The sequence below is a fragment of the Variovorax sp. RCC_210 genome (assembly GCF_041355175.1).
Lineage (GTDB): Bacteria > Pseudomonadota > Gammaproteobacteria > Burkholderiales > Burkholderiaceae_C > Variovorax.
Genome location: NZ_JBFUPJ010000020.1, coordinates 91,623 through 114,843 on the forward strand (window position 1 = coordinate 91,623; position 23,221 = coordinate 114,843).

General features: G+C 62.7%; 18 protein-coding genes. 14 read left to right on the top strand and 4 right to left on the bottom strand.

Features of this window, described 5'->3' with window-relative positions; translation table 11 throughout:
* Positions 1-2 precede the first annotated feature (2 nt).
* The 11 genes from AB6807_RS35685 to AB6807_RS35735 all read left to right on the top strand — a co-directional run bounded on the left by AB6807_RS35685 (position 3) and on the right by AB6807_RS35735 (position 16,047).
* Positions 3-269 (top strand): hypothetical protein, encoded by a 267-nt coding sequence (locus tag AB6807_RS35685; RefSeq protein ID WP_371088273.1) that lies wholly within the window; start codon positions 3-5, stop codon positions 267-269.
* A 34-nt stretch (positions 270-303) separates the two neighbouring features.
* On the top strand, positions 304-1,260 hold the full coding sequence (locus tag AB6807_RS35690; RefSeq protein ID WP_371088274.1) for a type IV secretion system protein: 957 nt from the start codon (positions 304-306) through the stop codon (positions 1,258-1,260).
* Positions 1,261-1,420: 160 nt separating this feature from the next.
* Positions 1,421-2,203, top strand: a complete 783-nt coding sequence (locus AB6807_RS35695; protein ID WP_371088275.1) for a virB8 family protein — start codon at positions 1,421-1,423, stop codon at positions 2,201-2,203.
* Between the two features lie 23 nt (positions 2,204-2,226).
* The gene (locus tag AB6807_RS35700) at positions 2,227-3,012 is read left to right on the top strand and encodes a TrbG/VirB9 family P-type conjugative transfer protein (protein ID WP_371088276.1); all 786 of its coding nucleotides are present in this window, start codon (positions 2,227-2,229) and stop codon (positions 3,010-3,012) included.
* Positions 3,013-3,016: 4 nt separating this feature from the next.
* A complete protein-coding gene (locus tag AB6807_RS35705) occupies positions 3,017-4,252 on the top strand; it encodes a TrbI/VirB10 family protein (RefSeq protein ID WP_371088277.1) in 1,236 nt (411 codons plus the stop codon).
* 26 nt (positions 4,253-4,278) lie between these two features.
* Positions 4,279-5,319 carry a P-type DNA transfer ATPase VirB11 gene (gene virB11 / locus AB6807_RS35710; RefSeq protein ID WP_371088278.1) on the top strand — a complete coding sequence of 347 codons (1,041 nt, stop codon included), beginning with the start codon at positions 4,279-4,281 and terminating at the stop codon, positions 5,317-5,319.
* Positions 5,320-5,666: 347 nt separating this feature from the next.
* The gene (locus tag AB6807_RS35715; protein WP_371088279.1) at positions 5,667-6,701 is read left to right on the top strand and encodes an OmpA family protein; all 1,035 of its coding nucleotides are present in this window, start codon (positions 5,667-5,669) and stop codon (positions 6,699-6,701) included.
* Between the two features lie 2,605 nt (positions 6,702-9,306).
* Positions 9,307-10,806, top strand: coding sequence for an ATPase domain-containing protein (locus AB6807_RS35720; RefSeq protein WP_286517847.1), 1,500 nt, complete (start codon positions 9,307-9,309; stop codon positions 10,804-10,806).
* Between the two features lie 4 nt (positions 10,807-10,810).
* Complete coding sequence (locus AB6807_RS35725; RefSeq protein ID WP_371088280.1) at positions 10,811-12,532, top strand: response regulator; 1,722 nt, start codon at positions 10,811-10,813, stop codon at positions 12,530-12,532.
* A complete protein-coding gene (locus AB6807_RS35730) occupies positions 12,529-14,718 on the top strand; it encodes an ATP-binding protein (RefSeq protein ID WP_371088281.1) in 2,190 nt (729 codons plus the stop codon). The genes AB6807_RS35725 and AB6807_RS35730 overlap by 4 nt, the downstream gene beginning before the upstream one ends.
* Positions 14,719-15,012: 294 nt before the next feature.
* Positions 15,013-16,047: an IS110 family transposase gene (locus AB6807_RS35735; protein ID WP_371088282.1), complete on the top strand. Its 1,035-nt coding sequence runs from the start codon at positions 15,013-15,015 to the stop codon at positions 16,045-16,047.
* 1,210 nt (positions 16,048-17,257) lie between these two features.
* On the opposite strand, the gene AB6807_RS35740 is transcribed toward AB6807_RS35735, so the two are convergent.
* From AB6807_RS35740 to AB6807_RS35750, 3 genes are all read right to left on the bottom strand, one after another.
* Positions 17,258-19,654, bottom strand: a complete 2,397-nt coding sequence (locus AB6807_RS35740) for a catecholate siderophore receptor Fiu (RefSeq protein WP_371088283.1) — start codon at positions 19,652-19,654, stop codon at positions 17,258-17,260.
* Positions 19,655-20,151: 497 nt separating this feature from the next.
* On the bottom strand, positions 20,152-20,436 hold the full coding sequence (locus tag AB6807_RS35745) for a hypothetical protein (protein ID WP_371088284.1): 285 nt from the start codon (positions 20,434-20,436) through the stop codon (positions 20,152-20,154).
* 62 nt (positions 20,437-20,498) lie between these two features.
* Positions 20,499-21,422 carry an SOS response-associated peptidase family protein gene (locus AB6807_RS35750; RefSeq protein ID WP_371088285.1) on the bottom strand — a complete coding sequence of 308 codons (924 nt, stop codon included), beginning with the start codon at positions 21,420-21,422 and terminating at the stop codon, positions 20,499-20,501.
* A 400-nt stretch (positions 21,423-21,822) separates the two neighbouring features.
* Between AB6807_RS35750 and AB6807_RS35755 the strand changes: the two genes are divergently transcribed.
* The 3 genes from AB6807_RS35755 (at position 21,823) to AB6807_RS35765 (ending at position 22,999) form a co-directional block, all read left to right on the top strand.
* On the top strand, positions 21,823-22,068 hold the full coding sequence (locus AB6807_RS35755) for a hypothetical protein (RefSeq protein WP_116914028.1): 246 nt from the start codon (positions 21,823-21,825) through the stop codon (positions 22,066-22,068).
* Between the two features lie 348 nt (positions 22,069-22,416).
* Positions 22,417-22,686 (top strand): hypothetical protein, encoded by a 270-nt coding sequence (locus tag AB6807_RS35760; RefSeq protein ID WP_371088286.1) that lies wholly within the window; start codon positions 22,417-22,419, stop codon positions 22,684-22,686.
* Between the two features lie 94 nt (positions 22,687-22,780).
* Complete coding sequence (locus AB6807_RS35765; RefSeq protein WP_116914030.1) at positions 22,781-22,999, top strand: hypothetical protein; 219 nt, start codon at positions 22,781-22,783, stop codon at positions 22,997-22,999.
* 20 nt (positions 23,000-23,019) lie between these two features.
* On the opposite strand, the gene AB6807_RS35770 is transcribed toward AB6807_RS35765, so the two are convergent.
* On the bottom strand, positions 23,020-23,214 hold the full coding sequence (locus tag AB6807_RS35770) for a hypothetical protein (protein WP_371088287.1): 195 nt from the start codon (positions 23,212-23,214) through the stop codon (positions 23,020-23,022).
* Positions 23,215-23,221: the final 7 nt, after the last annotated feature.

Below are 23,221 nucleotides of genomic sequence, written 5' to 3' on the forward strand. Positions count from 1 at the left end.
TCATGACCAAGATCGATGCGCTGTCGCGACGCTGCTGCGTCGTCGCTGTGTTGCTCCTGGCTGCCTGTGGAAAAGACGACGCGGCCAAGGACAAGTCGTTCGACGCCGCATTCGTCGCGGCAGAGGCGGACAAGGGAAATCTTGAACCACTTAAGGCGTTAGTCGACGCTTGCCATGCAGAGGCAAGTAAACAAGGCCATAGAGATGAAGCTTGCGGAGTACTCGATTCTGTGGGTCCTTTGCGCAAGCCCCTATCCATCCGCTTCTAACAACGTATCACCAAACACGCGCAGCAGGTAGGCCATGACCAACGACATCATCGGCGATATCTACACGAATTTTGAGACTGCGATGAGTGGCTTCTACGAGGCAGCCGCCACAGGCATCTCGGGCTACGTCATTCCGGTCGCGTGGGTTGTGTTGGGCATCAGCATGCTCCTCTGGTGCTACCTAATCATGGAAGGCAAGGTCGCCATCCCCGTGACCGACTGGTTGCTGAAATTCGTAGGCTTCATGCTCGTTCTTCACGCCATGGGCAACGGGTACCTCACTTGGGTGGCTAAGCCAATCTTCCATCTACCGTCGGAGCTGACCGCGGCCGCAAGCCACTCGTCCACCGATGCGCCCGGCCTTCTTGGCGAAGTGAACCAGAAGGTGGTGGACTTGATCTCGGCGCTGTTCACTGCCGCTGGCAGTCTCGCGAGCGATCTTGCCATCGGAGCCGCCATTGCGGTCTTCCTGCTTGCCGCGCTCGTGACCGTGGCGGCTTACCTGCTGTTGGCGACGGCGCTGTTCGCAATCATCTTCTCCAAGCTTGGATTGAGCCTGGTACTTGCGGTTGGCCCGTTCTTCCTTCTCGCGCTGGTGCTGTCACAAACGCGGAGTTTCTTTTTTTCCTGGATCAGCACGGCGCTCTACTTCGTTTTTTACTATGTATTCACCGTGCTTTTCGTGTTTCTCTTCATGGGCATCCTCAATGCTTATCTGGGCAAGCTCGCCACGCAACTGGGCGGCTCGGCCGGGGCGACCGTCCCGGCAATGGCGCTTCAGCTGACAGGAGCAAGTGGCTCCAGCGCAGGGGTCAATGTCGTAGCGATCTGTATTCCCGTGATTCTGATTTCCTTGGCGATGTTCTGCATGTTCCTGCAGATACCTGCGATCTGCGCCTCCATGACCGGGGGCAATGGCGGCACATTTGTGTCAGGACTGGCGAGCTTGGCGCGCGCTCGGCCATCCTTTGGCAGATCCCGCGCCAGGTAGGAGGCAAGATGGCAATCACTGCGTTGAGAGCGTGCCATGTTGGGTTTGTTGCTGCTCTGTGCCTGATCCTAAGCGCGTGCGGCGTCGCAAAGGGACCGCCGGGTTGGCCCAGCGGAGAAGCCCGGCCCATCAACACGGTCCCGTCCCAGAAGGCCGAAAGATGATCGACAAGAAGTCCTATTTCGAGATGGCCATGGATTGGGATGCTCAACGCACACTTGCGTTGGAGCGGCGGGCGGCCCGCAGCACGGCGATCGCCTGGGTGTGTGCGTGCCTGAGCGGCGTGAGCATCCTCAGCGTCAACGTGTTGCTTCCATTGAAGCAGTTCGTGCCTGCCGTCATCCGTGTGGACAATGCGACCGGCGCCTACGACGTGCATTCGCCGGGGGAGCTGGCGCGCGTTGGTCTGGCTCGTGACCAGAAGATTCTCCTCTCGGATGTCGCTCGCTATGTGCTGGCACGCGAAGGCTTCACGCGTGGCGAGGCAGAGGCCAGTTACAAGACGGCCTATCTGATGTCGTGCGGCCCGGTGCGTGCGCAGTGGGACAGCTACTTTAACCCCCAGGTCAACGCCCAGTCGCCGGTCAAGACCATGAGTGCGACCGATTCGGAACGCGTCGAGATCCTCAACATCACGTTCCTGCCGACCGATCGCGACGACCTGCGCGTGGCGCAGGTTCGCTTCGACAAGACCACCACGCGTGGCGTGGCGGCGCCGGTGCGCACCCGATACATCGTCACGATGACCGTGCAATACGACGCAGCCAATGTTCCCGCGCAGATCAAGGACCTGCATGTCAATGCCTTCGGCTTCTGCGCGCTGAACTACCGGCGCGACCAGGAAGGCACGCCGCAGTCAATTCCGGAGCCCGCCAGCGCGGCAGATCAGCGCGGGGCGAACGGCGAGCCTCCCGCTGCCACCGCGCTCACGGGGCTGCGATGAGGCCACGTCTTTGCGCGACGTTGATGGCGGTGCTTGCGCTGTCCTCACACCATGTGGTGGCGGAGATCGGCACGCTGTCGTCAGGGCGCGACGCGCGGATTCAGACGGTGCGCTATACGAACAGCGACGTGATCCGCATTTTTGCGGCTGAAGGTGTCGCCACGACGATCGAACTCGCCGCGGGCGAGCAGATAACCGATTTCGCCATGGGGGACCGCGAGGCCTGGCACGCGGCGGTCAACGGCAACCTTTTCCTGGTGAAGCCCAAGGACGTGAAAGCCGATACCAACCTGACCTTGTTCACCAACCGGCGACCCTACCTCTTCGTACTCAGGACCACGGCGCGAACGTCCCGCAATGTTGCGTATTGGGTGCGGCTCGAATACCCCGACGAAGCGCGCGCAGACGGCCCCGACAGCGCGCGGGCCGAACGGGTGAAGCTCCAGAAAGACCTGGCAGGCTCTGCAGCCGAGGGGCATCTCAACCGTAACTACTGGATCGTGGGTGCGAAGGAACTTCAACCACTGTCGATGCACGATAACGGGCGCCAAACTTTCATCACCTTCTCCGCGGCGCATGCCTTGCCTGCCGCTTTCGTGCTCGAGCCCGATGGCGGAGAAAGCCTTGTTGATTTCCATGTCGAGGGCGACACGATGGTGCTGCACCGGGTGGTCCAACGCATTCTTCTGCGACGCGGGGGTCTGGTCGCTGGCATCACAAACCGCTCGCCTTTGGCGCCGGTCGGGTCGGCGCCCAGTGGCACGGTGAGCGAGAAGGTCCACCGCACGATCCGCCTGCCGGGAGGGTGAGCCTGTGTTTAAAACGAGGCATGAGCAGCCGCTGGCTGAGGAGGAGCGCGACGGCATCGTCGAGGCACCGCGCCGGAGTTCGCCTGGCCAGAAGCTCATCCTTGGGGCCACGTCGGCGGTGGCAGCGCTGCTGATCCTCTTCGGCGTCGCAAGCCGGAACAATTACTTCGGCGTGTTTGGCGCTTCGTCGTCCGCCAAGGGGGAAGTTCAGCTCGACACGCGGCCAACGAACGTCCCAGAGATTCCCGTGCCTCTGTCCGCAGGCGCGCCCGTGGTGCCTTCGCCCGCCGCAGTGGAGTGCCCGGGCGGGCTGCGGCTGCCCCCGGGCATGGAGTGTCCGCCACAGAGGATGCCGGCGGCGGTCAACGACCCGCCGCCTGCGGGCCAATCGCTGGCCCAGCGGGTACGTGAGCGGCGGTTCAAGGGGGCGATCGCGCTGGGTGGGGCCGCCGGCGCGGGCGGTGCCGTCCGACCAGTCGCCACCGCGGGCGAAAGCGTGGGGGTGGCAAATGCGACCGGCAGCGTTGCAACGGGCGCGTTGGGCCGGTCGTTGAATGGCACAGACACGCGCGGGGCGCGTGCGTGGGTCATTGCGACCCCCTCCTTCACACTGGCGAAGGGCACGTTGCCAGACTGCACGCTGCTGACGGCGATCCTGACCGACCAGCCCGGTTTCCTCAAATGCGTGCTCAGCGCGCCCGTGATGTCCATGGACGGCAAGGTCGTGTTGATGGAGGCGGGGACCAGCATGGAGGGTGAGTACACCGCGGGCGTACAGGCCGGCCAGACGACCATCTTCACGCTGTGGACGCGCGCGGTGACGCCGAACTTCATCGCCGTGCCGCTGAGTTCTCCGGGCACCGACGCGCTGGGGCGTGCGGGGAGTTCGGGCTTTGTCGACAACAAGTGGATGGAGCGCTTTGCCGGGGCGGTGTTCTTCTCCCTCTTCGAGGATGCCAAGCAGGTGGCGATCGCCAGGGATGACGCACGCGCGGCCCGACGCGTCGGCAGCCAAACGGGCGTTACCTACAACATCGGCTCGCAGGGAACACTTGCGCAATTGGGCAACACCGGCAGCACGACGCAGTCGATCGTCCAGGAGATGCTGCGCCAGGGAAGCCAGGCGCGTCCCAGTCTGTACAAGAATCAGGGCGAGGTGGTCCGGATCTTTGTGGCCCGCGATGTCGACTTCTCCGATGTGTACGAACTGCGGGCTGCGCCCGCGCCGGGTCGGCCATGAGCGAGGGGGACCGCTACCTTTCCGTCATGCTGCACCTGCGCACGTTGCGGACGTGGCTCGACGACCCCGAGGTCAACGAGATCGCCGTGAACGAGCCCGGCGCAGTGCAGCTATGGCGTCAGGGCACTTGGGCGCGGGTCGACGCGCCAGCGGTCACCTTCGAGTATCTGCAGACGCTGGGTGGCTTCCTGGCGAATATCTCCCGCAAACCCTTCGACGAGGCCCACCCCATCCTGTCGGCCCATCTTCCGGGTGGCGAACGCGTCGAGATGACGCTGCCGCCCACGGCGGCGCGCGGGATGATCTACCTGAACCTGCGCAAGCACACGAGTCGTCCATTCACACTCGAGCAGTTCCAACGGCAGGGCTATTTCACACACACGCGACATGTCTTTGCTTCCGGGCTCGGTGAAGAATCCCATGCAGGCCCAAGCGCCCTGCTGGAGCCGGCGCAGTTGAAGCGGTGGCGGCTCGCGCAGGAGGGTGACTGGCAGGCCTTCCTCACGGACGCCGTGCGTGGCCGGGATAACATCCTGGTGTCCGGCGCCACGGGCAGCGGCAAGACCTCATTCATCCGGGCGCTGATCGAGCTCATTCCCCATTGGGAGCGTCTGATTACGGTGGAAGACACCCCGGAGATGCCGCTGAACAGCCATCCGAATTCGCAGTCGCTCTTCTATCGGCGCGATGGCCAGATGGGCGAGCGTATCGTAGGCGCCACGGCCAAGGAAGTCCTTCAGTCGGTCATGCGCAAAACACCTCAGCGCGTGATGCTTGCGGAGCTGCGCGGGGACGAGACCTTCTACTATGTCCAGAACGTTCTGAACTCGGGCCATCCTGGCGGCATCACCACGGTGCACGCCAACTCGCCCAGGGAAGCGTACCTGCGTGTGGCGCTTCTCATCAAGACCTCCGACGAAGGGCGCAGCCTCAAGCTGGAAGAGATCATCCGTTTGCTGCACATGCTGGTGCATGTCGTTGTGCAGCTGACCTTTGACCCGATGTCCGGGCGGCACGTGCCTTCGATCTACTATGACCCGATGCACGCCATGGCGGCGTCGCGCTGAGACATCGCGGTGGTGCGCAGCCGGCCGCTTGCGCGAACCGGAGTTCGTGCTGGCTTGATCCGTTGATCGTTGTCGCTGCTGTGAACGTGCGCGAGCTTCAGGCCGAGGCTGAGATCCTGCCGTGTAACCACGATCGCCAGAGGCCGCGAGTTCTCAGTGCAGGTTCGTAGTCTTCGTCTAGGTATCGGACGTGCGCCACGACCACCGCAGACGATCCTTTCGCGTCGTGCTTGTCGTGCCTCGCAGACCCGCGTTTGTGCAACAGACGTTCTTCATATGCCGAACGGCCGTGCAGCCAGAGCGGGCCTAAATCGTCAGAATCGCGCCGTCGTTTCCTGGAGTCATCGATGCGCGCGTGTTCTTTCCTTGCTTTCGCCCGGCTGCTGCTCGGACCTGCATTTGCTGGCCTCCTGTTCCTTGCGACCACCGCGACGGCACAGGACCTTGCTGGCGCCAAGGACAATCCGTTGCTCAAGCGCTTCGCGGGCTCGACCATCGTAGGGTACGACTTCAAGCGCTTCGACGAATACGTGGTCCCCACGGGCACGTATAAGGGTTACGACACCACGTCGAGGAAGCGCAGCTGGGCAGGCACCGTGCCGGTCGAAGGGGCGTTGACCCGGCTCTGGTACGAATCCGCGGGCGACACGTCCACGGCGGAGCTGATCCGCAATTACGAGAACGAGGTGCAGGCGGCAGGAGGTGTCACGCTCTACGACTCGGGCCGTGACGACAACTTCAAGAGCCGCTCCTGCTTTCTGTGCCCGTACAGCTGGAACGAGATCAAGACGAGCCGTAGCACTTACACTTTTTCGGCGGCCGACCCTGCGACCGCGCGCCTGGCCAGCTTCAAGGTTGCGCGGCCGCAAGGTGATCTTTACGTCGTCGTCGAAGCCGTGCAGTGGGCCAAGGACAGCAAGGACTACAAGTCAGTCAAGGGCGCCTACGCCGCCGTAGACATCATTGAAGTCGGTGCAATGAAGCAGAACATGGTCAGCGTCAGCGTCAGCGCCGGAGACATGTCGAAGGCCATCGCCGCCACCGGCCGTGTGGCGCTCTACGGCATCCTGTTCGACACCGCCAAGGCCGACATCAAGCCCGATTCCAAGCCTGCCCTGGACGAGATCGCCAAGCTGCTGAAGGCAGAGCCCGCGCTCAAGCTGCGCGTGGTCGGACACACGGACAACCAGGGCGCGCTGGAGAGCAACATCGCGCTGTCGAAGCGGCGTGCAGAGGCCGTCAACGCGGCCCTGGTCGGCCAGTATGCGATCGCCGCAAACCGACTGGGCGCGTACGGCGTCGCGGACCTTGCGCCGGTCGCCAGCAACGCAGCCGAAGACGGTCGCGCCAAGAACCGGCGTGTGGAGCTGGTGCCGCAGTAGACGCGGTGCCTGACACCGCAAGCTGGATGCGCAGCTTTTGATGATGGAATTTTGAGCATGTAGCTCGAATTCAGAACGAGCTGTTGGCGTGCGAGCTTTCATGTCGGTCCGTTCTGCGAGGCTGAGATGCCATGCCGCTGTTCCGTGATCGTGCTCCAACTCGCTTTGCTGGCACGGCCGTCCTATTTGCCGTTTGAGCTGGATCGCAAACGGGTTCGACGCTTATCAGGCGGTTCCCGCTTGCGGCGCAGATTTCGATGGGGCGGAGGCAAGGCCGGAAGAGGTGTTCATGTGCGTAGCTTTTTCGGGCGACGATGGACGAGGTGTCGGGGAATGTCTTCCTCGGAATCGCTTGGGTGGGCCGAATTTCCTTGTCCATATCGTCCCCTGACGACGTTGGCGATAGCGCTTTAGCGGCATGCCCTTTGGCGCGAGTGCAGCGCAGAATTCTTGCCGAAGCCAGTCTCTCAAGGAATAGCGATGACCACCCGCGTGCTGATCGTCGAGGACGAACCCGAGTTCTTGCGGCGGTTCTCAAGCGCGGTGCTGCGCGACCCGTCGCTCGCCCGACGTTCTTTTGGTCGATCTCGGCCTGCCCGACATCAGCGACGTCGAGGTCATTCGTCACGTCGCCGCGCGACATCCGAACAGCGATGTGCGAGCTGCTGAGCTTGAGATCACCGACGATGGATCACTTAGCCGAGCCGGTGGACGCGGCATTGTCAATATGCGTGCCCGTGCGCGACAGCTTAGGGCCTCGCTGGAAGGGGTCCGCACTGAGGTCGGCACCCCGCGTGCTGTCGCAGGTGCCGTGCCGTCTGCAGCTCATAGGGCGTAGAGCGTTTGGCTTAGCGTCGATACGGCATTCCCCGGCCACCACGCTTTGCCTAGAGTCGCATTCAGGAGACGTGCAACATTCCAACGGCCGACACCGATGCATATTGACGCTTTCGCCACCGCCGACGGGCCGCTGCTGGCCTTGATCGGCTGGCTCTCTCTGTGACCAGCGCAGCGCGCATGCTGACGTAAATCCCACAGATCGTTGTGGTCTGGCGCTGCACCAACGGGGCCGTCTCGGTCTCGCTGCTGACCTGGGGTCACGGGTGCTGTCGAACGTGGCGGCGACGGCCTACGCAGTAGTGGTGGTGCGCGATGCGCTGTTCGTCGTCGCCTCATTGCTCAACCTGCTTGGATGCGGCGCCGCGGCGTTGATCGCAGCACGCCACAGCACGCCGCAGGGCGCGATGGCGGGCGGTCAGATGAGCGTTCGCGCGAGTGCGGCAGCGGCGCGCACTCCGAACTGCGCAGAGTGGCTGACCGTGCCGCTTTTTGCACCGCCTATTGATGAGTCTGTTCAACACCAATCCGATCGCGTGGAACCAAGCGGTTTAAAATACACTAACGGCAAAAGTTTAACGGATTGTCATGCGAGAGGCTCGACAGCTTGCCACGACGGAGGGACGGATCCCCTATGGGTCTGCCGTTAGTGTATTTATTGCGGCGCCTCCATGTGCCCCGGGTCGCGCTTCATACCCGCGATGTGCATCCCGAAGAAGTAGGACGGTTGATGACCCAGGACCCGTTGTCTTTGCGAAGGGAAGCTTTGGTTTCATTCTTATCGACACTCGATACAGGGTGAGGCTCGAAGGAGCTGCTTGCATGCGAGACGATCAAGACCCCGCAGAACACAAATCGCGCCAAAGTACTGCGGCAGGCATTGGCACCAACGGCCAGCGCGAACCACGCGCATGGAATAGCTCCGCCCAATCGCGCGCATCGAGATTTGCAAATACGTGACGCCGCACTGAGTGGCACCATCGAGCCATGAAGATACGCAAACTCATTGGCCTTGCAATCAATGCCTCTGGCCTCGCCATTCTTTTTGCCGGCGTCATTCGCTGAGGAGCAATTTCATTCGCGCTCGCGCACTCTGTGTCCACTGCTACTGGCGGAATGGGAAACCTTCGCCCGCACGATGATCCCGCCAGCGGAGACCATGCACGGTGACCCCAAATTCCCTGTGGCACTCACGGCAAGTCAGGGAGATCGGTCTGCGGTCCTGACCGTCAGGAATCGCGGGACACCTATTCCGCCCGATTCGATGCAGGTGATATTCAACCCGCTGGTTCAAGTTGCATCAACCCCACCTGAGCGCATGAGCGTCCGTCCACGAGCCTGGGTCTGGGCCTTTTTTCCCGGGAGATTGTCAAAGGTCAGGCACCATCGCAGTCGCGTCCTCCTTGGAAAGCGGGACGTCATTCATCATCACCCTGCCGCGTTGACGGCGTTGCCAAGTGGCGGCGCGTACCGGCTACCGATCTTGCGAAGCATCGAAGTGCTCGCGCTTCCAATCGACAACTGGGCTGGGCGGATCGGATAACAGGAGTCGCAGGCTAGGCGCGGTCGCAGGCCCGAGCGGTCTGCCGCGTCCGAGGCGCTGCGCCTCATCGCCACGGCTTCCACGGTGTGCACTCATGTGCGCCGCATTTCCTCATATGTCGGGTATTTGGCCTACAGCGGAGCACGTGCGCAAATCGCCTTTGACGCGGTCTCGAGCCGTTAGATTCTCCGTTTCTCCACGAAGTAACCTTTCACGATCCGAGCCATGGCAAATCAAACCAAGACGGTGGCGCTGCCGAACGCCGAACCCACGGGGGTACCAGGCCTCGACGAAGTGACCGGTGGCGGCTTGCCTGCCGGTCATCTGTATTTGATCGAAGGCACTCCGGGGGCAGGCAAAACCACGCTGGGGCTCCAGTTCCTTCTGCAGGGGCGCGCGCTTGGGCAGAAGGGCATGTACGTCACCCTGTCCGAGACCTCCGAGGAACTGGCGCAGGGCGCGCTGTCCCATGGTTGGGATCTGGAGAACATCGAGATATTCGACCTGGTGAGCGACGAAGGCTTGAGCGCCGAGGCCGAGCAAAGCATTCTGCAGCCCTCCGACTTCGAGCTGGGCGAAACAATCCGCGGGGTGATGGCACTGGTGGAGCGCGAGCAACCTGTGCGCGTGGTGTTCGACAGCCTGTCAGAGCTTCGGCTTCTGTCTCAAAATCCGCTGCGCTACCGCCGGCAGATCCTTGCGCTGAAGCGCTTTTTCCTCAAGCATCATTGCACCGTGCTCATGCTTGATGACAAGTCGGCTGCGGCTGGTGATATGCATCTTCACAGCATCGCGCATGGCGTCATTCAACTCGAACAGAACACTGGTACCTACGGGCCCGACAAGCGCCGCATGCGCGTGGTGAAGTTGCGGGGCGTGAGCTTTCGTGAAGGCGATCACGACTTCCGGTTGGGCCGAGGCGGCCTGCAGGTGTTCACTCGTTTGGTCGCCAACGAGCACGGTCGCACGCACGCAGATGAGCGCTTCAGTTCGGGCAATGCGGATCTTGACCGACTCCTTGGAGGAGGCCTGACGCCCGGCACGAATCTGCTGTTTGCGGGCCCGGCTGGCGTGGGCAAAACGACAACGGCCGTCTCCTGCGCGCGCGCCAGCCTGGAGCGTGGCGCGAAGGCAGCTTTCTTTCTTTTTGACGAGGGCATCAAGACGCTATTGACCAGGTCACGTGCACTGGGCCTGGGCGTCGACGATTACGTCGCCAACGGGCAGTTGACGCTGAACGCCGTTGATCCGGCAGAGATCTCCGCAGGGCAGTTCTCACACCGCGTGCGCGAAGCCGTAGAGAACCAAGGTGTGACCACTGTGGTCATAGACACCTTGAACGCGTACCTGATTGCAATGCCCGGCAACAACTTCTTGCTGCTGCAGATGCACGAGTTGCTCACCTACCTCAATTTGCAGGGCGTCACGACCATCGTGGTGCTGTCGCAGCATGGCCTGTCAGGTGACACGCCCAACGATGTGGATCTGAGCTACTTAAGTGACTCGATGCTTCAGCTTCGTTATTTCGAGGCTCGCGGTCAACTCCTGAAGGCCATCTCCGTGGTCAAGAGCCGAACCAGCGAACATGCCACGTCGATCCATCAATTCCGCCTAGGCCGGGGCGGGTTGGAGATCGGCGCCGCGCTCACGGATTTCGAGGGGGTTATGGCTGGGGTTCCCCGCTACCGCGGTAGAACCAAGTTGCTCGGCGACGCCGAGGCGTGACGAGATGGAGCACCGAGTATTGGTACTGGCGCCCTACGGGCGTGACGCGCAGGTCATCAGCGATGTTTTGGCCGCTCGTCAGATCCGCACCCACATCTGCAAGGACAGCCGCGAGTTGATCAGCGGGATTGCCAAGGACTCCGCCGCGACCATCCTGACAGAGGAGTCGTTGAGCGAGGAACTGGTCTGCGAACTTCGAGCGATGTTGGCCGACCAGCCACCTTGGTCCGACTATCCGTTCGTGGTCCTTGCTGCTCGTTTGACCGTGCATCGCAGCAACCGCGCCCAATCGGCATTGCAGGGACTGAGCAATTTGGTGCTGCTCGAACGTCCGGTCAACGCGGATACGTTGGCCAGTGCTGCCCAGTCGGCGTTGCGTGCACGTCGACGGCAGTATCTGACGCGCGAGCATCTGGCCGACCTGGAAGAATCCAAGCGCAGTGTCGAGCGCATCAACAACGAATTGGAGGCGCGCATCGCCGAGCGCACTGCGGATCTCGCTGGGGCCAACGATCGGCTTATGCGCGAGATCATGGAGCGAGAGCGCGTTGAAAATTCGCTGGTCCAAAATCAAAAAATGGAGGCGCTGGGGCGGTTGACCGGTGGGATCGCGCATGACTTCAACAACCTGTTGCACGTCGTCAACCTGAATCTGCAGCTGCTGGAGCGTTTGAAGGTGCAGGAGGAGCGCGTAGGCGTCTATGCGCGACGCGCCAAGGAGGCTGTGGAGCGGGGCTCACGCCTGACCGCACAGTTGCTGTCCTTCGCGCGCACGCAGAGCCTGGTGCCCAAGCTGCATGATGTGAATCAGCTGATTCGCAACATGGCAGAGCTCATCTCGATTTCCATCGGGTCGCATGTCAATCTTTCTTTGACATTGTGCTCGCAGGCAGCGTTCGTTATTGTGGACGCCTCACAGATGGAGATGGCGATCCTCAACCTTTCGGTCAACGCGCGAGACGCCATGCCACATGGCGGGGCACTGGAGATTCACACCCAGATTGCACCGGCCGATGCAGTCGGCACTTCCGAGGCATCCGAATACCCCTTGGGTTTTGTGGACGTCGTCGTCCGAGACAGCGGCACAGGCATTCCAGAAAACCTTTTGGACAAGATCTTCGATCCGTTTTTCACCACCAAGCAGCACGCTGGAACCGGACTTGGTTTGAGCCAGGTCTACGGGTTCGCTCGCCAGTCGGGTGGCAATGCCATTGTCGAAAGCGTGGTCGGCGAGGGGACATCGATCAAGTTGCGCTTTCCGCTGGCGCCGCAGCCGCAGGACGCTTCAAGCGCGGTTGCGAACGTGGAGCCGGCATGCAGAGAAACGGTACAGGCAGAAATCCTGGTTGTCGAGGACGATCCCGGGGTACGCCGTAGCATGGTCGAATGCCTTCAGGTGCTTGGATTTCGAGTGCGGCAGGCTGCGGACGGTGCGGCGGGCCTTGTGGAATTGCAAAAGGCGCGCCCGGACCTGCTGCTCGTGGACTATCTGATGCCACGGATGAATGGCGCTGAACTGATTGGGCATGCCCAAGCGATGTACCGCGGCATGCCGATACTGATGGCCACGGGCTATGCCGATATGAACGCGGTGCAAAAGCTGATCGGCCTTCAGTCGGTGCTGGCCAAGCCATTCGACCTCGACACACTCGGCTTGGCTGTTTCGGCAGAGCTGAAGCGAAACAGCTCGCCGAGCCAGGCAGCGGTGGATTCAGACCTTTTATGACCCAGACCGTCACCCTGGAAAACTGCGAGAGCGAGCCCATCCACATCCCGGGGCTGGTGCAGCCGCACGGGGCGCTCATCGCGTTCGACGCCTCCACGCTGAGCGTGACGCGCCTGAGCGCGAACGCCGCCGCGCTGCTGGGCGGCACGGCCCCGGCGCTGGGCGAGCGGCTGGCGCCCACGCACTTCATGGGCGACGCGCTGGTGCACGAGACGCTCCACGAGGTCAACGACACGCCCATCGCCGCGACCGAGCATTCGCCGGTCAATGTCGAGGTCGCGGTGGCGGGGCGGCTTTTCGACCTGATCGTGCACCGCATGGGCTACGAGCTCATTGCCGAGTTCGAGGAGCGTTCGGCCTCGGCGGACGCGGTGTCCGACTTCGCGCTGAAGGCGCACCGCGCCATGGACCGGCTCAAGCGGCAGGGCTCGATCGACGCGTTGCTCAGCCTGGTGGTGGACACGGTGCACCAGCTCACCGGCTTCGACCGCGTGATGGCCTATCGCTTCCGGCACGACGACAGCGGTGACGTGGTGGCCGAGCGGCGCCACGAGTCGCTCGAGCCCTTCCTGGGGCGCCGCTACCCGGCCAGCGACATTCCGGCTCAGGCGCGCCGGCTCTACGTGATCAACACGCTGCGGCTCATCGCCGACGTGCATTCGGTGCCGGTGGCGCTGGTGGTGGGCGACCCGGGGCTGCCGCCGCTGGACATGAGCTACTGCACCCTGCGCAGCGTGTCGCCCATTCACATCGAGTACCTGCGCAACATGGGCGTGGGCGCGTCGATGAGCATCTCGATCGTCATCAACGGCCGGCTGTGGGGCATGCTGGCCTGCCACCACCGCGCGGCGCTGCAGGTGCCGTACGCGGTGCGCATGGCGTGCGATGTGCTGGCGCAGGTGCTGGCCTCCAACGTGCAGAGCCTGCTCTCGCGCGAGCAGGCCGCGCGCGCGTCCGACGCCGCCAGCCTGCGTGCGCGGATGATCGAGTCGGTGCTGCATGCCGAAGACACCTTCGGCGCGCTGGCGAGCCTGGCCGGGCCGCTGGCCGCGGCCTTCGAGGCCCAGGCCGCGGTGATCGCCGAGCAGTCGCGCCTGCACGTGGAGGGCGAGATTCCGCACGAGACGGCGGCCGCCGTCGTGCAATGGCTGGCCGTGGCCAAGGCCAGCGACGAGATCGTGACGCTGCACGAGCGGGCCAGCCTGCCCGAGCACCTGCAGCCGCTGTGCGGCGTGTGGTGCGGCTTTCTGGCGCTGCGCTTCGACGCCATCGACAACGGCTGGCTGCTGCTCGCGCGCAAGGAGCAGATCGAAACCATCAATTGGGGCGGCAAGCCCGAGAAGCACTACGTGTCGGGCCCGCTGGGCCCGCGCCTGACGCCGCGCGGCTCGTTCGACATCTGGAAGCAGACGGTGAGCGACACCAGCGTGCCGTGGGGCGCGCCTGAAGTCGAATTCGCGGGGCAGCTGCGCGACGAGCTGATTCGCGCCAGCGCGGCGCGCAACGCCGAGACCTACAAGGCGCGCACCGAACTCATCGCCGTGCTGGGCCACGACCTGCGCGACCCGCTGCAGTCGATTTCCATGGCCGCGAAGCTGCTGGAGCGCAGCCTGCCCGAGGGCAACACGGTGGGCGAGCGGCTGGGGCAGCGCATCCAGTCGTCGAGCAGCCGCATGGGGCGCCTGATCGGCCAGGTGCTGGACGCGTCACGCCTGCAGAGCGGGCAGGGGCTGCAGGTGCAGGCGGTGGCGATGGACATCGCGCGCCTGCTGGAAGACGCGATGGACGAGGCCCTGATGGCCTACCCCGGTTCGCAGATCGAGCTGCAGGCGCCGAAGTCGCTCGCCATGGTCGGCGACCCGGACCGCATGGCCCAGCTCATCGGCAACCTCGTGAGCAATGCGCGGCACCACGGCCTGCCGGGCGAACCGGTGCGCGTGGCGCTGGAACAAGAGGGGAATGTGATGGTGCTGCGGGTCGCGAACACGGCGCCGGCCATCGACGCTGCCCTGGTGCCCGAGCTGTTCAGCGCGTTCAAGCGCCGCATCGGGCCGAACGAACGCAACAAGAGCGGGCTGGGGCTGGGCCTGCACATCGCGCAGGCCATCGTGAAGTCGCACAACGGAAGCATCGCGTACAGCCATGTCGACGGACAGGTGGTGTTCACGGTGCGGATTCCAAGGTGAATCACATATCTGGGGCCGCGTAGAGTGCAGTTTTAATGGGCTATCGATACTAGAAGCAGCCCACGCCAACCACCCGAACAACTTGACAATGATTTTGGTATTTAAGTCACGGCCCCGTACACCCAGGCGGGCATGACCGGTGCAGTGGTGCGCAGCGAGCGAATCGAGGACGTACTCAAGTGCCAATTGCGTCCGCTGAACGTAAGCAATGGGATGGACGCCCCCACCCGTACCGGCATTCGCGTGCCACAGTGGAAGTGTCACCAACCACTTGAACCGAAAGGGGCGTCCACCATGAAGATTACGACTGTTGGCATCGACCTTGCCAAGAACGTGTTCCAGGTCCACGGCATCGACGAGCATGGCAAGGCAGTCTTGAAGAAACAGTTGCGGCGCGACCAGATGGCTGCGTTCTTCGTCAACCTGTCGCCTTGCCTGATCGGCATGGAGGCTTGCGGCAGCGCGCACCACTGGGGTCGCGAGCTGCAGAGCATGGGCCACACGGTGCGGCTGATGGCTCCACAGTTCGTCAAGCCCTATGTCAAGACCAACAAGAACGATGCGGCCGACGCAGAAGCCATCTGCGAAGCGGTCGGGCGGCCTAACATGCGCTTCGTCCCGGTGAAGAACGTCGAGCAACAAGCAGTCCTGGCGCTGCACCGGGTCCGGCAGGGATTCGTACGGGCGCGCACAGCGCAGGCGAACCAGATCCGCGGGCTACTGGGCGAGTTCGGGCTCATCGTGCCGCAGGGTATCGGCCACATCGCCAAGCGTGTCCCCGAGCTGATCGAAGACGGTGCCAACGAACTGCCGGGTGCGTTCCGACTGCTCATCCAGCGGCTGCTTGATCACCTCAAGGAGCTGGATCGCCAGGTCGAGGAACTCGAAGACAAGATTCATGCATGGCATCGCAGCAGCGACCTCAGCCGCAAGCTGGCCATGGTCCCTGGCATAGGGCCGATCACCGCCAGCGCGCTGGTCGCATCGATCGGTGATGCGAAGAACTTCGACGGCGGCCGGCAGGTTGCTGCCTGGCTCGGCTTGGTTCCCCGCCAGCATTCGTCGGGTGGAAAGTCAAACCTGCTCGGCATGAGCAAACGTGGCGACACCTACCTACGGACATTGCTGATCCACGGCGCGCGCTCGGTGATCTACCGCGTGAGCCAACGGGCCGACGCATGCAGTTGGATCAGCTCAGTCGTCAACCGACGAAACAAGAACGTGGCCGCAGTGGCACTCGCGAACAAGAACGCGCGAATTGTGTGGGCGCTGCTTGCGCATGACAGGCAGTTCGACGCCGGCTACGTTCGCAGCACAGCGGTGGCCTGAGTCAGAGTAACCAGCAACAACAACGTCAGGGAGAACAAACCACCGATTGCTCAGGCGATCATGAAGTGATGGCAAGACAGGTCAGACCGTGGTTGGCAAAGCCCGCGCCGGACGAGGCACCCAGAGTGCGTGTAAGCGATCGAGGCGTCAACCAGCAAATCCCATCAGGGACAGCGGCTCAAAAGGCCGCGTCAAAGTCCGGATGTACGGGTGCAATCTTTACCTTCAAGTCGTTGCAGATTGAGAGCTTGGCATAGGGGGCGTCCATGTACGTCCAGTCATCCCATCTTCACCGGCCGCACGCGGTTCACTCGGACTGCTGCCGTGCTCCGACGAGCAACGCGTTCTATGAGATGAGGACGGCCAGCAGCAAGAATTTCTCGGCGTCAGTTCGCACGCGGAGGGGGTCGTGCTCGCCGAGGTAGACGGACACGAACACAAGCAGGCAGCGCTCGGGTGGTCGGCGCAGGACTTCGTGGTCATTTATTCGACGAGGTCTGGCGGCACGCCTTCGGTGAACCTCACCGTCGCCGTCACCCGCCGCAAGCAGGTTTCCTGGAATTTTCAGAGATCGTTGCCAAGGCGTGCACACAGTGCATCATGGCCTGGAAGGCGACCAGCAGAACGTGGATTGGCACCTTGAGCTGCAGCATGTCGACACCGTCGCGAGGCAACACGAGGGATTGAGGCCAGCAGGTTGGGCTGCTGGACGTGGGTTTCGTCAGCAAGCTCAATCTTTTGCTGCGTGCTCATGCGATCGACGGCGATGGCCCGTGGCTCCGAGCCAGCTTTCAAGATGGTCGATCTGGAGGCTCACGGGAGTTCAACGAATCCGACACAGTGCCATCCCTGCGATGTTTTGGATGGGAGGCGACAGCACAAGCGTGTCGCATTATTCTGCCGATGGTGGGGCGAGGCACATGCCGATGCGTAGCATCTTCCACCGGCTTGCATCTCCACTGGTTGCAGGCCGCTTCGCTGGCGACGTTGTACATCTGCGTATCGCGCCTCGCAGCTCGGCAACGAGCATGGTCCGGCGTTCAGGTGAATGCCCTCGGTTTGGCACACCCAGCGGGAGCGATGAACGACGTTGACGCCCGAAAAGGCGAACGGCCACAGGGGTCAGAGCCCTGTGGCCGTCCTAACCAAAGAATCACGACCTTGGAGGGGATTCGTGCGTCATCGGCTGCAAAATTATCGCGCGAAGCGATCAGAACGCGAAGTTCGCGGTGACCTTGTACGAGCGCGGCACGCCCGGCGTGTAGCGGTAACCGCTCTTGTTGATGGACGCCACGTAGTCCTTGTCGAACAGGTTGTACACGTTGAACTGGATGTCGATGTTCTTGTTGATCCGGTAGGACGCCATGGCGTCGACCACCCAGTACGCGTCGACGAACGCCGGCGTTCCCACCGCGCCGTCGGTGCCGCGCGAGAGCTTGCCGTTGTAGCGTGCGCCGCCGCCGACGGTCAGGCCGAACGGCAGCTGGTACGTGGTCCACAGCGTGAACGCCTTCTTCGGCGTGTAGGCCAGCGCGGTGGAACCGTCGGCCAGCACCGAGGGGCCGCTCAGCACGCGGGTGTTCATGGTCGTGAAGCCCGAGGTCACGCCCCAGTTCTCGGTGATGGCGCCCGACACGCCCAGCTCCACGCCCTGCACGCGCTTCTTGCCGGTCTGGTAGTACTGCTGCGAGACCGAGTCCTGCACCACCTCGTTGCTGACGTCGGTGCGGTACAGCGCCGCCGTCAGCGCCACGCGCTTGTTCAGCACGTCCCACTTCGTGCCGAGCTCGTAGGTCTTGGCCTTCTGCGGCAGGAAGTCGGTGCGCGCGGCGCTGTTGCCGGTGCCGCCGGCGGCCAGCTGGAAGTTGGCGCCGCCCGGTGGCTGCGCCGCCGTGCCGTAGGCCGCGTACACGCTGCTGTTCTCGGTCGGCTTGTAGACCAGGCCGATCTTGCCGGACAGCAGGTTGTCGGACAGCTTCAGGTTGGTCGGCGCGATCGTCGCGGTCTGCGGGCCGTTACCGGTGCGTGCCAGCGTGAGCGCGGTGGCGTCGTAGGTGGTCGAGTAATGGTCGTAGCGCAGGCCGGCGGTCAGCTGCCATTGCTCGTTGAACTTCAGCGTGTCGAAGGCGTACAGGCCGATGGTGTCGGTGCTGCCGTCGGAACCCGTGCCGTTGGGAATGCGGGTGTAGCCGCTCACGTACGGGTTCGGGTTATACAGGTTGGCGGCAGGCCACGAACCGGCTGCGGCCAGCGTGGTGCCCACGCTGGCGAAGCCCGGCGCGTAGAAGTTGTTGGCGCGCTGCGTCTCGCGAATGAACTCCAGTCCGCCATTGAACGAGTGGCCGATGCCGCCCGTGTCGAACTTGGCCGACACGCTCGTCTGGTTGGTGAAGATCGTGTTTTCCTGGTCCTTGTTGGTCGGCAGGTTGCGCGTGACGGTCCAACTGGCCGGCAGCGTCGGAATGACGGTGTTCAAGAAGCCCGCGTTGGCGGCCGGCAGCGTGCCGACGCCGTTCGTCGACGTCAGGCCACCGCCCATGAACGACGTCAGCATGTAGTCCTGCGAGGTCTTGCCGTAGCGCGTGGTGTTGCGGATGGTGATGTCGGGCGTCAGGTCGTGCTCGATGCGCGCGGTGAACATGTCCGCCGTGACGTTGTCGAAGTCGGAGCTGGTGCCGTAGAAGTTGCTCGAATCCACGCGCTGCGCGGCATTCAGGTAGGTGCGGCGGGCCAGGCCGCTGCGGATCGCGGTGGCGTCCGGGTTGGTGTAGCCCGGCAGGCCGATGGTGGGCACGCCGCCGTCGGGAATGTTGTTCTGCTTGACGTGCAGGTAGTCCAGGAAGATGCGCGTCGGGCTGTTCAGGCCGAGCGCGATCGAGGGCGCGATGGCCTCGCGCTTGTTCTTCACGAAGTCGCGCCCGGCCACGCCGGCGTCTTCGACCACGGCGTTCAGGCGGAATGCCGCGCCGATGCCGTTGGCGCTGCTGAGCGACTTGTTCCAGTCGACGCTGCCGCGCTTGAAGTCCGCGCTGCCGAAGCTCATCGAACCCAGGAAGCTGTCCTCCAGCTTGGGCTTCTTGGTCACCAGGTTGATGTAGCCGGTGGGCGAGGTGCGGCCCACGTCGGTGCCCGACGGGCCCTTCACGACCTCGACCTGATCGATGTTGAACACGTCGCGCGACACCGAGCCCAGGTCGCGAATGCCATCCACGAAGATCGCGCTGGAGCTGTCGAAGCCGCGCATGAACACCGCATCGCCGGTGTTGGTGGCGCCGTTTTCCCCGAGGAAGAACGTGCCCACGCCGGGCGTGTTGCGCAGCGCCTCGGTCAGTGTGGTCGCGCCCTGGTCGCGAATGACCTGTTCCTTGATGACCTGGATGGTCTGGGGTGTGTTCACCAGCGGTGCCGTGAACTTGGGGTTGGCCGAGGTGTCGGTTTTGTAGTCGGTGACGGCGGACGAGTCCTGCACGCGCACTTCGGGCAGCGCGTTCGACGACTGAGCGAAGGCGGATGAGGTGGCGATGGCCATGAGCGTGGCAGCGGCGGCACCGGACAGGTGTGGAACAGCGCGCGCAACGGTGTGTTTGCGGCTCTTGATGTAGGCCATGAAGTTTTTCTCCGAAAGGGGCGGCGGCGAGGACTCGACTGGCGACGTCCTGACGGCGGCGTTCTCGGAAAGAAGCGGGGCGGACTGGCTGGGTGAGTGATTTACAAAGCGTTTGTAAATCGCTGCGAATGATATTGGTTCTCAATATCAAAAGCACATTTTTGTTTTCAGCCCAGCGGAGTTTGGCCTGCTTGTGTTGTCGGTTGGCAACAAAAAATGGACGCTGGTTCAGCGCATACGGCGCCAGTGCACCCTCGACTCACCGGAATGCGCGCACGCGTCCGTCCCCTTGGTTGCTGAACTGCAGCGTCGCCACGGCTCAAGGTTGCCTATTTGAAGAGCATGCACTGGGCGGCTATCGGATGTATCTCTAAGACTTCGAGCCCGCGCGCGTCGAGACATGCATGACCAAGCTTCCGCGTATGTGCCCGGTACCAGCACTGGATGGTGCGACAACTCATCACGGCTGCGTGAGCGCTACGCACGGGGCACACAAATCAAGATGTTTGCAGCCGCTTGCTCAAACGATACAAATACCAACCGGACGCCGCCATCACCAAGCCGACATACAAAATGACCAGGGCGGCTGCCGGCCCCCACCCGGAATGGGAAGACGCCAATGTTGCGAACAATGAGTCGCGGGGCAACTGAACAATGCGCCACATGAGAACCAACGGGATGGCGCCGAGCACGGCAGTCCACCCGCACCACCAGAGTTCGCGCCCGCGTTGCCGAATGGCGCGACAGTTTCCGTCGAAGAATTCCAGTAGCCAGTCGTCCATTCGCTTCCTCCTCGTATTCACAGAGAGTATCCGCAGCGCTCGTGGGCCCCTATCGAAACGCGTCAGGCCGCAAGGCGGTGTTCGTAGTACGGGCGCGCGCGGTCATCGAGGATGGCGTACTGCTCATCCGGCTTTCCCAAGTCTGGCCGCAACCAGGCGTCGATGTTTTCAGCCTTGAGGGGGATGGGGCAACGGTCGTGCCCAGCTGCGCGGATCTCGTCCGGCGGCTCGTCCATGATCACGGCGAACGAGAGAAGGTCGGGCTGGCCAGGCGCCGTCCACCTGGACCACAGGCACGCGAGCCACATGTCTTGCGCTGGCTGTGGCATGAATTCGAGGATCGTGTCCTTGCCATCGCGATCAACGTGTTCGTAGAAGGCTTTGATGACCAGCACCCCGTGCGTCACGCCGAACTGGTGCCTCCAGAAGCCCTCGAGGTTGTCGCACCGTGCGTTGTAGGTGCCCGGGTAGAGCACGTCGAAGTTCGCGGGCTTGCCAGCGGGCCGGCAGTGGTAGCGCATAGGCTTGACCACGCGCTGTCCGTTCTCCCAGATCATCACCGGCGCATACACGCCCGGAAAGATCCGCGCGTCACGCGATTCGGGCTGCGTGCGTTTGAGGTCAGCCAGCTTGCCCAACCCCCATTCGACTTTTGCCGTCGCGATGCGCACCTCGTTGGTGGCTGTTTTCGTCGTCTTGACCAGGAGCTTGCGCTCGGCGTCGGCCAGTCGCTCGCGCTGCGCAAAGATGTCCTGCTCGAGCTTCAGGGCTTGGTCGGCGTTGAAAGCGTCGATCAGCCCCTTGATCTCACGCTCCTCATCGTTCTCTGGCGCCTCGAAGGCCGCGTCCATCGCCTTGGGAATCTTGACCTTCGGATTGCCTTGGCGCTCGTAGTACAGCTCGGCGAACGCGCGCAGGGTGAGCACGCCGCCGAAGAGGCGAAAGAACTGCTTGTAGTCGGCTCGGATCTGGGCTGAATAGCACATTCGGCAACTCCACAAAAACCCGCAGGCCGCGGGCCAAGGTTCATTGAAACATCGAATCTCCTGGCTGAGCGATAAGCGCTTGCAGACATCGATTCATGAGTGCTATCGACTGTCCACGCGATCCCGCGTAAAAGGAGTTTCGAAATGGGCGCAAGGTTGCCGATCGCATACGGCAGCTTCGTAGGCGAACCAGCGGCAGCCGAAGTCAGGATTCGAGCTGAGCTTGCTTCGCTACTGCCACGGCTGTTTTTTCTCTCGGCAGTGAAAAGCGGGTCTGGCGCTGACGAGTGAACCCCGTGAAGGACGATCCAAAGATGACTTGTCTGGAACTCAGCTTATTGCCCACCGGCAGGGCCGTGTGCAACTCAACGGAGGCGATGCACGTCTTCCGGGAGAAGAGATGAATTCGCGCATTCGCCGTATCTCGGTGCTCGTCGATGAGCCCGAACAAGGGCTTTTCTTCTGGGTGCTCATGGAGGAAGGCGGCGAGGCCCCGTTATGGCTTGAGATTGAGTCAGCAGCGCAGGGCTACGACACCTGGCTTGACGCGCTGCAAGCAGGGACAAGAGCGCTCATTGAGTACGCTTTCGACGAACGCATTGGACCGCGCAAGCTTGGCGGTGACGAAGACGCGGCGCCCGTGTGAGGGGCCGGTGTGCGTGTTCAGGTGGACGGCTCTTGGCGTGCGTTACTGCGGTTCCGTTTTCAACAATTAGGGTTTTGCGGCCTTTTTTCTTACATTGGCAACAAGCTGAAACAACTAGGGTCAGCGCCGAGATGCCGCTTTTCTGCGGTTCACGCCGCTTTATTGAGCACCGTGTTCGTACCTCGATTCTCATTTCGAGCGGCATCTCACCTTCTATCGCACACCGCCCCTAGTCGCTGTGCACGACCGGGAGCGCAAGCACAGCGTGATGCGAATATCCAGACTGGCAGCGGACGCCTCTTCTCCGCAACCATCGAGGGGGCACGCCCGACTCTTCAGGACACGATGGTGGCCACCAGCGTTTACATCGGGCATCTTGAGGAAGCATTTCCCGATGCTGCCGAGCTGATCGAGTGCTACACCGCCTGGCAGCAGGAGGAGCGCCCAACTCGAGACGGCTATTCGTATGCCGACTCCGACCGTTCACTCCGATGGCAGAAGGCACACGCTGCTGCAGAAGGCGCTGGACGGGCATGGCTCAGCAACCCCTTGCAGCAGACCTTCCAGTTCAGGCTCCACGAGGGTGCGGCGACCACCGGCCGGTCAGTTCCAGCTTAAAAGGCGCGCGTGTGCGCATGTCGCTAGCCAGCGACCATCCCTTCATGGGCAACCGCCGGTCCATCATCGTGAGCCGACGACGACAATTGCCCCAATGAGCCAACCCGACTTTTTCAATGACCAGGTCACGATCCTCCGAATTCCTTCTTGGCTTGGCCGGGACGTGCATGAAGAGCGCGAGCTTCCGCTGACCCTGGGCGACTACAAGGTGACGCCGGGCGACCGCTGGACCGTCACATCGCTGAAGACGAATGAGGTGGTCTACAACGGCATTGGCCCGGTAGACGTTGTGCGAGAGCGCGCGAAAGCTTGAAGCGATACCGGATGACCAGACTAGTCGCGCGAAACCAAAAGGGGTTCGAGCCACTTCGCCGCAGCTGCTCGCGGTGATAGCTGACGAAGATATGGCTCCCTCGAGAGGTCCGAGGCCAACTCCTCGAGCTGCTCGGGATCAACGGTGCGCCAGTGCATCTTCAGTTGTCTCGCGCAGTAATAGATCCAAATGTCGGTGGGAATGTCGTCTTCCATGGCGAAG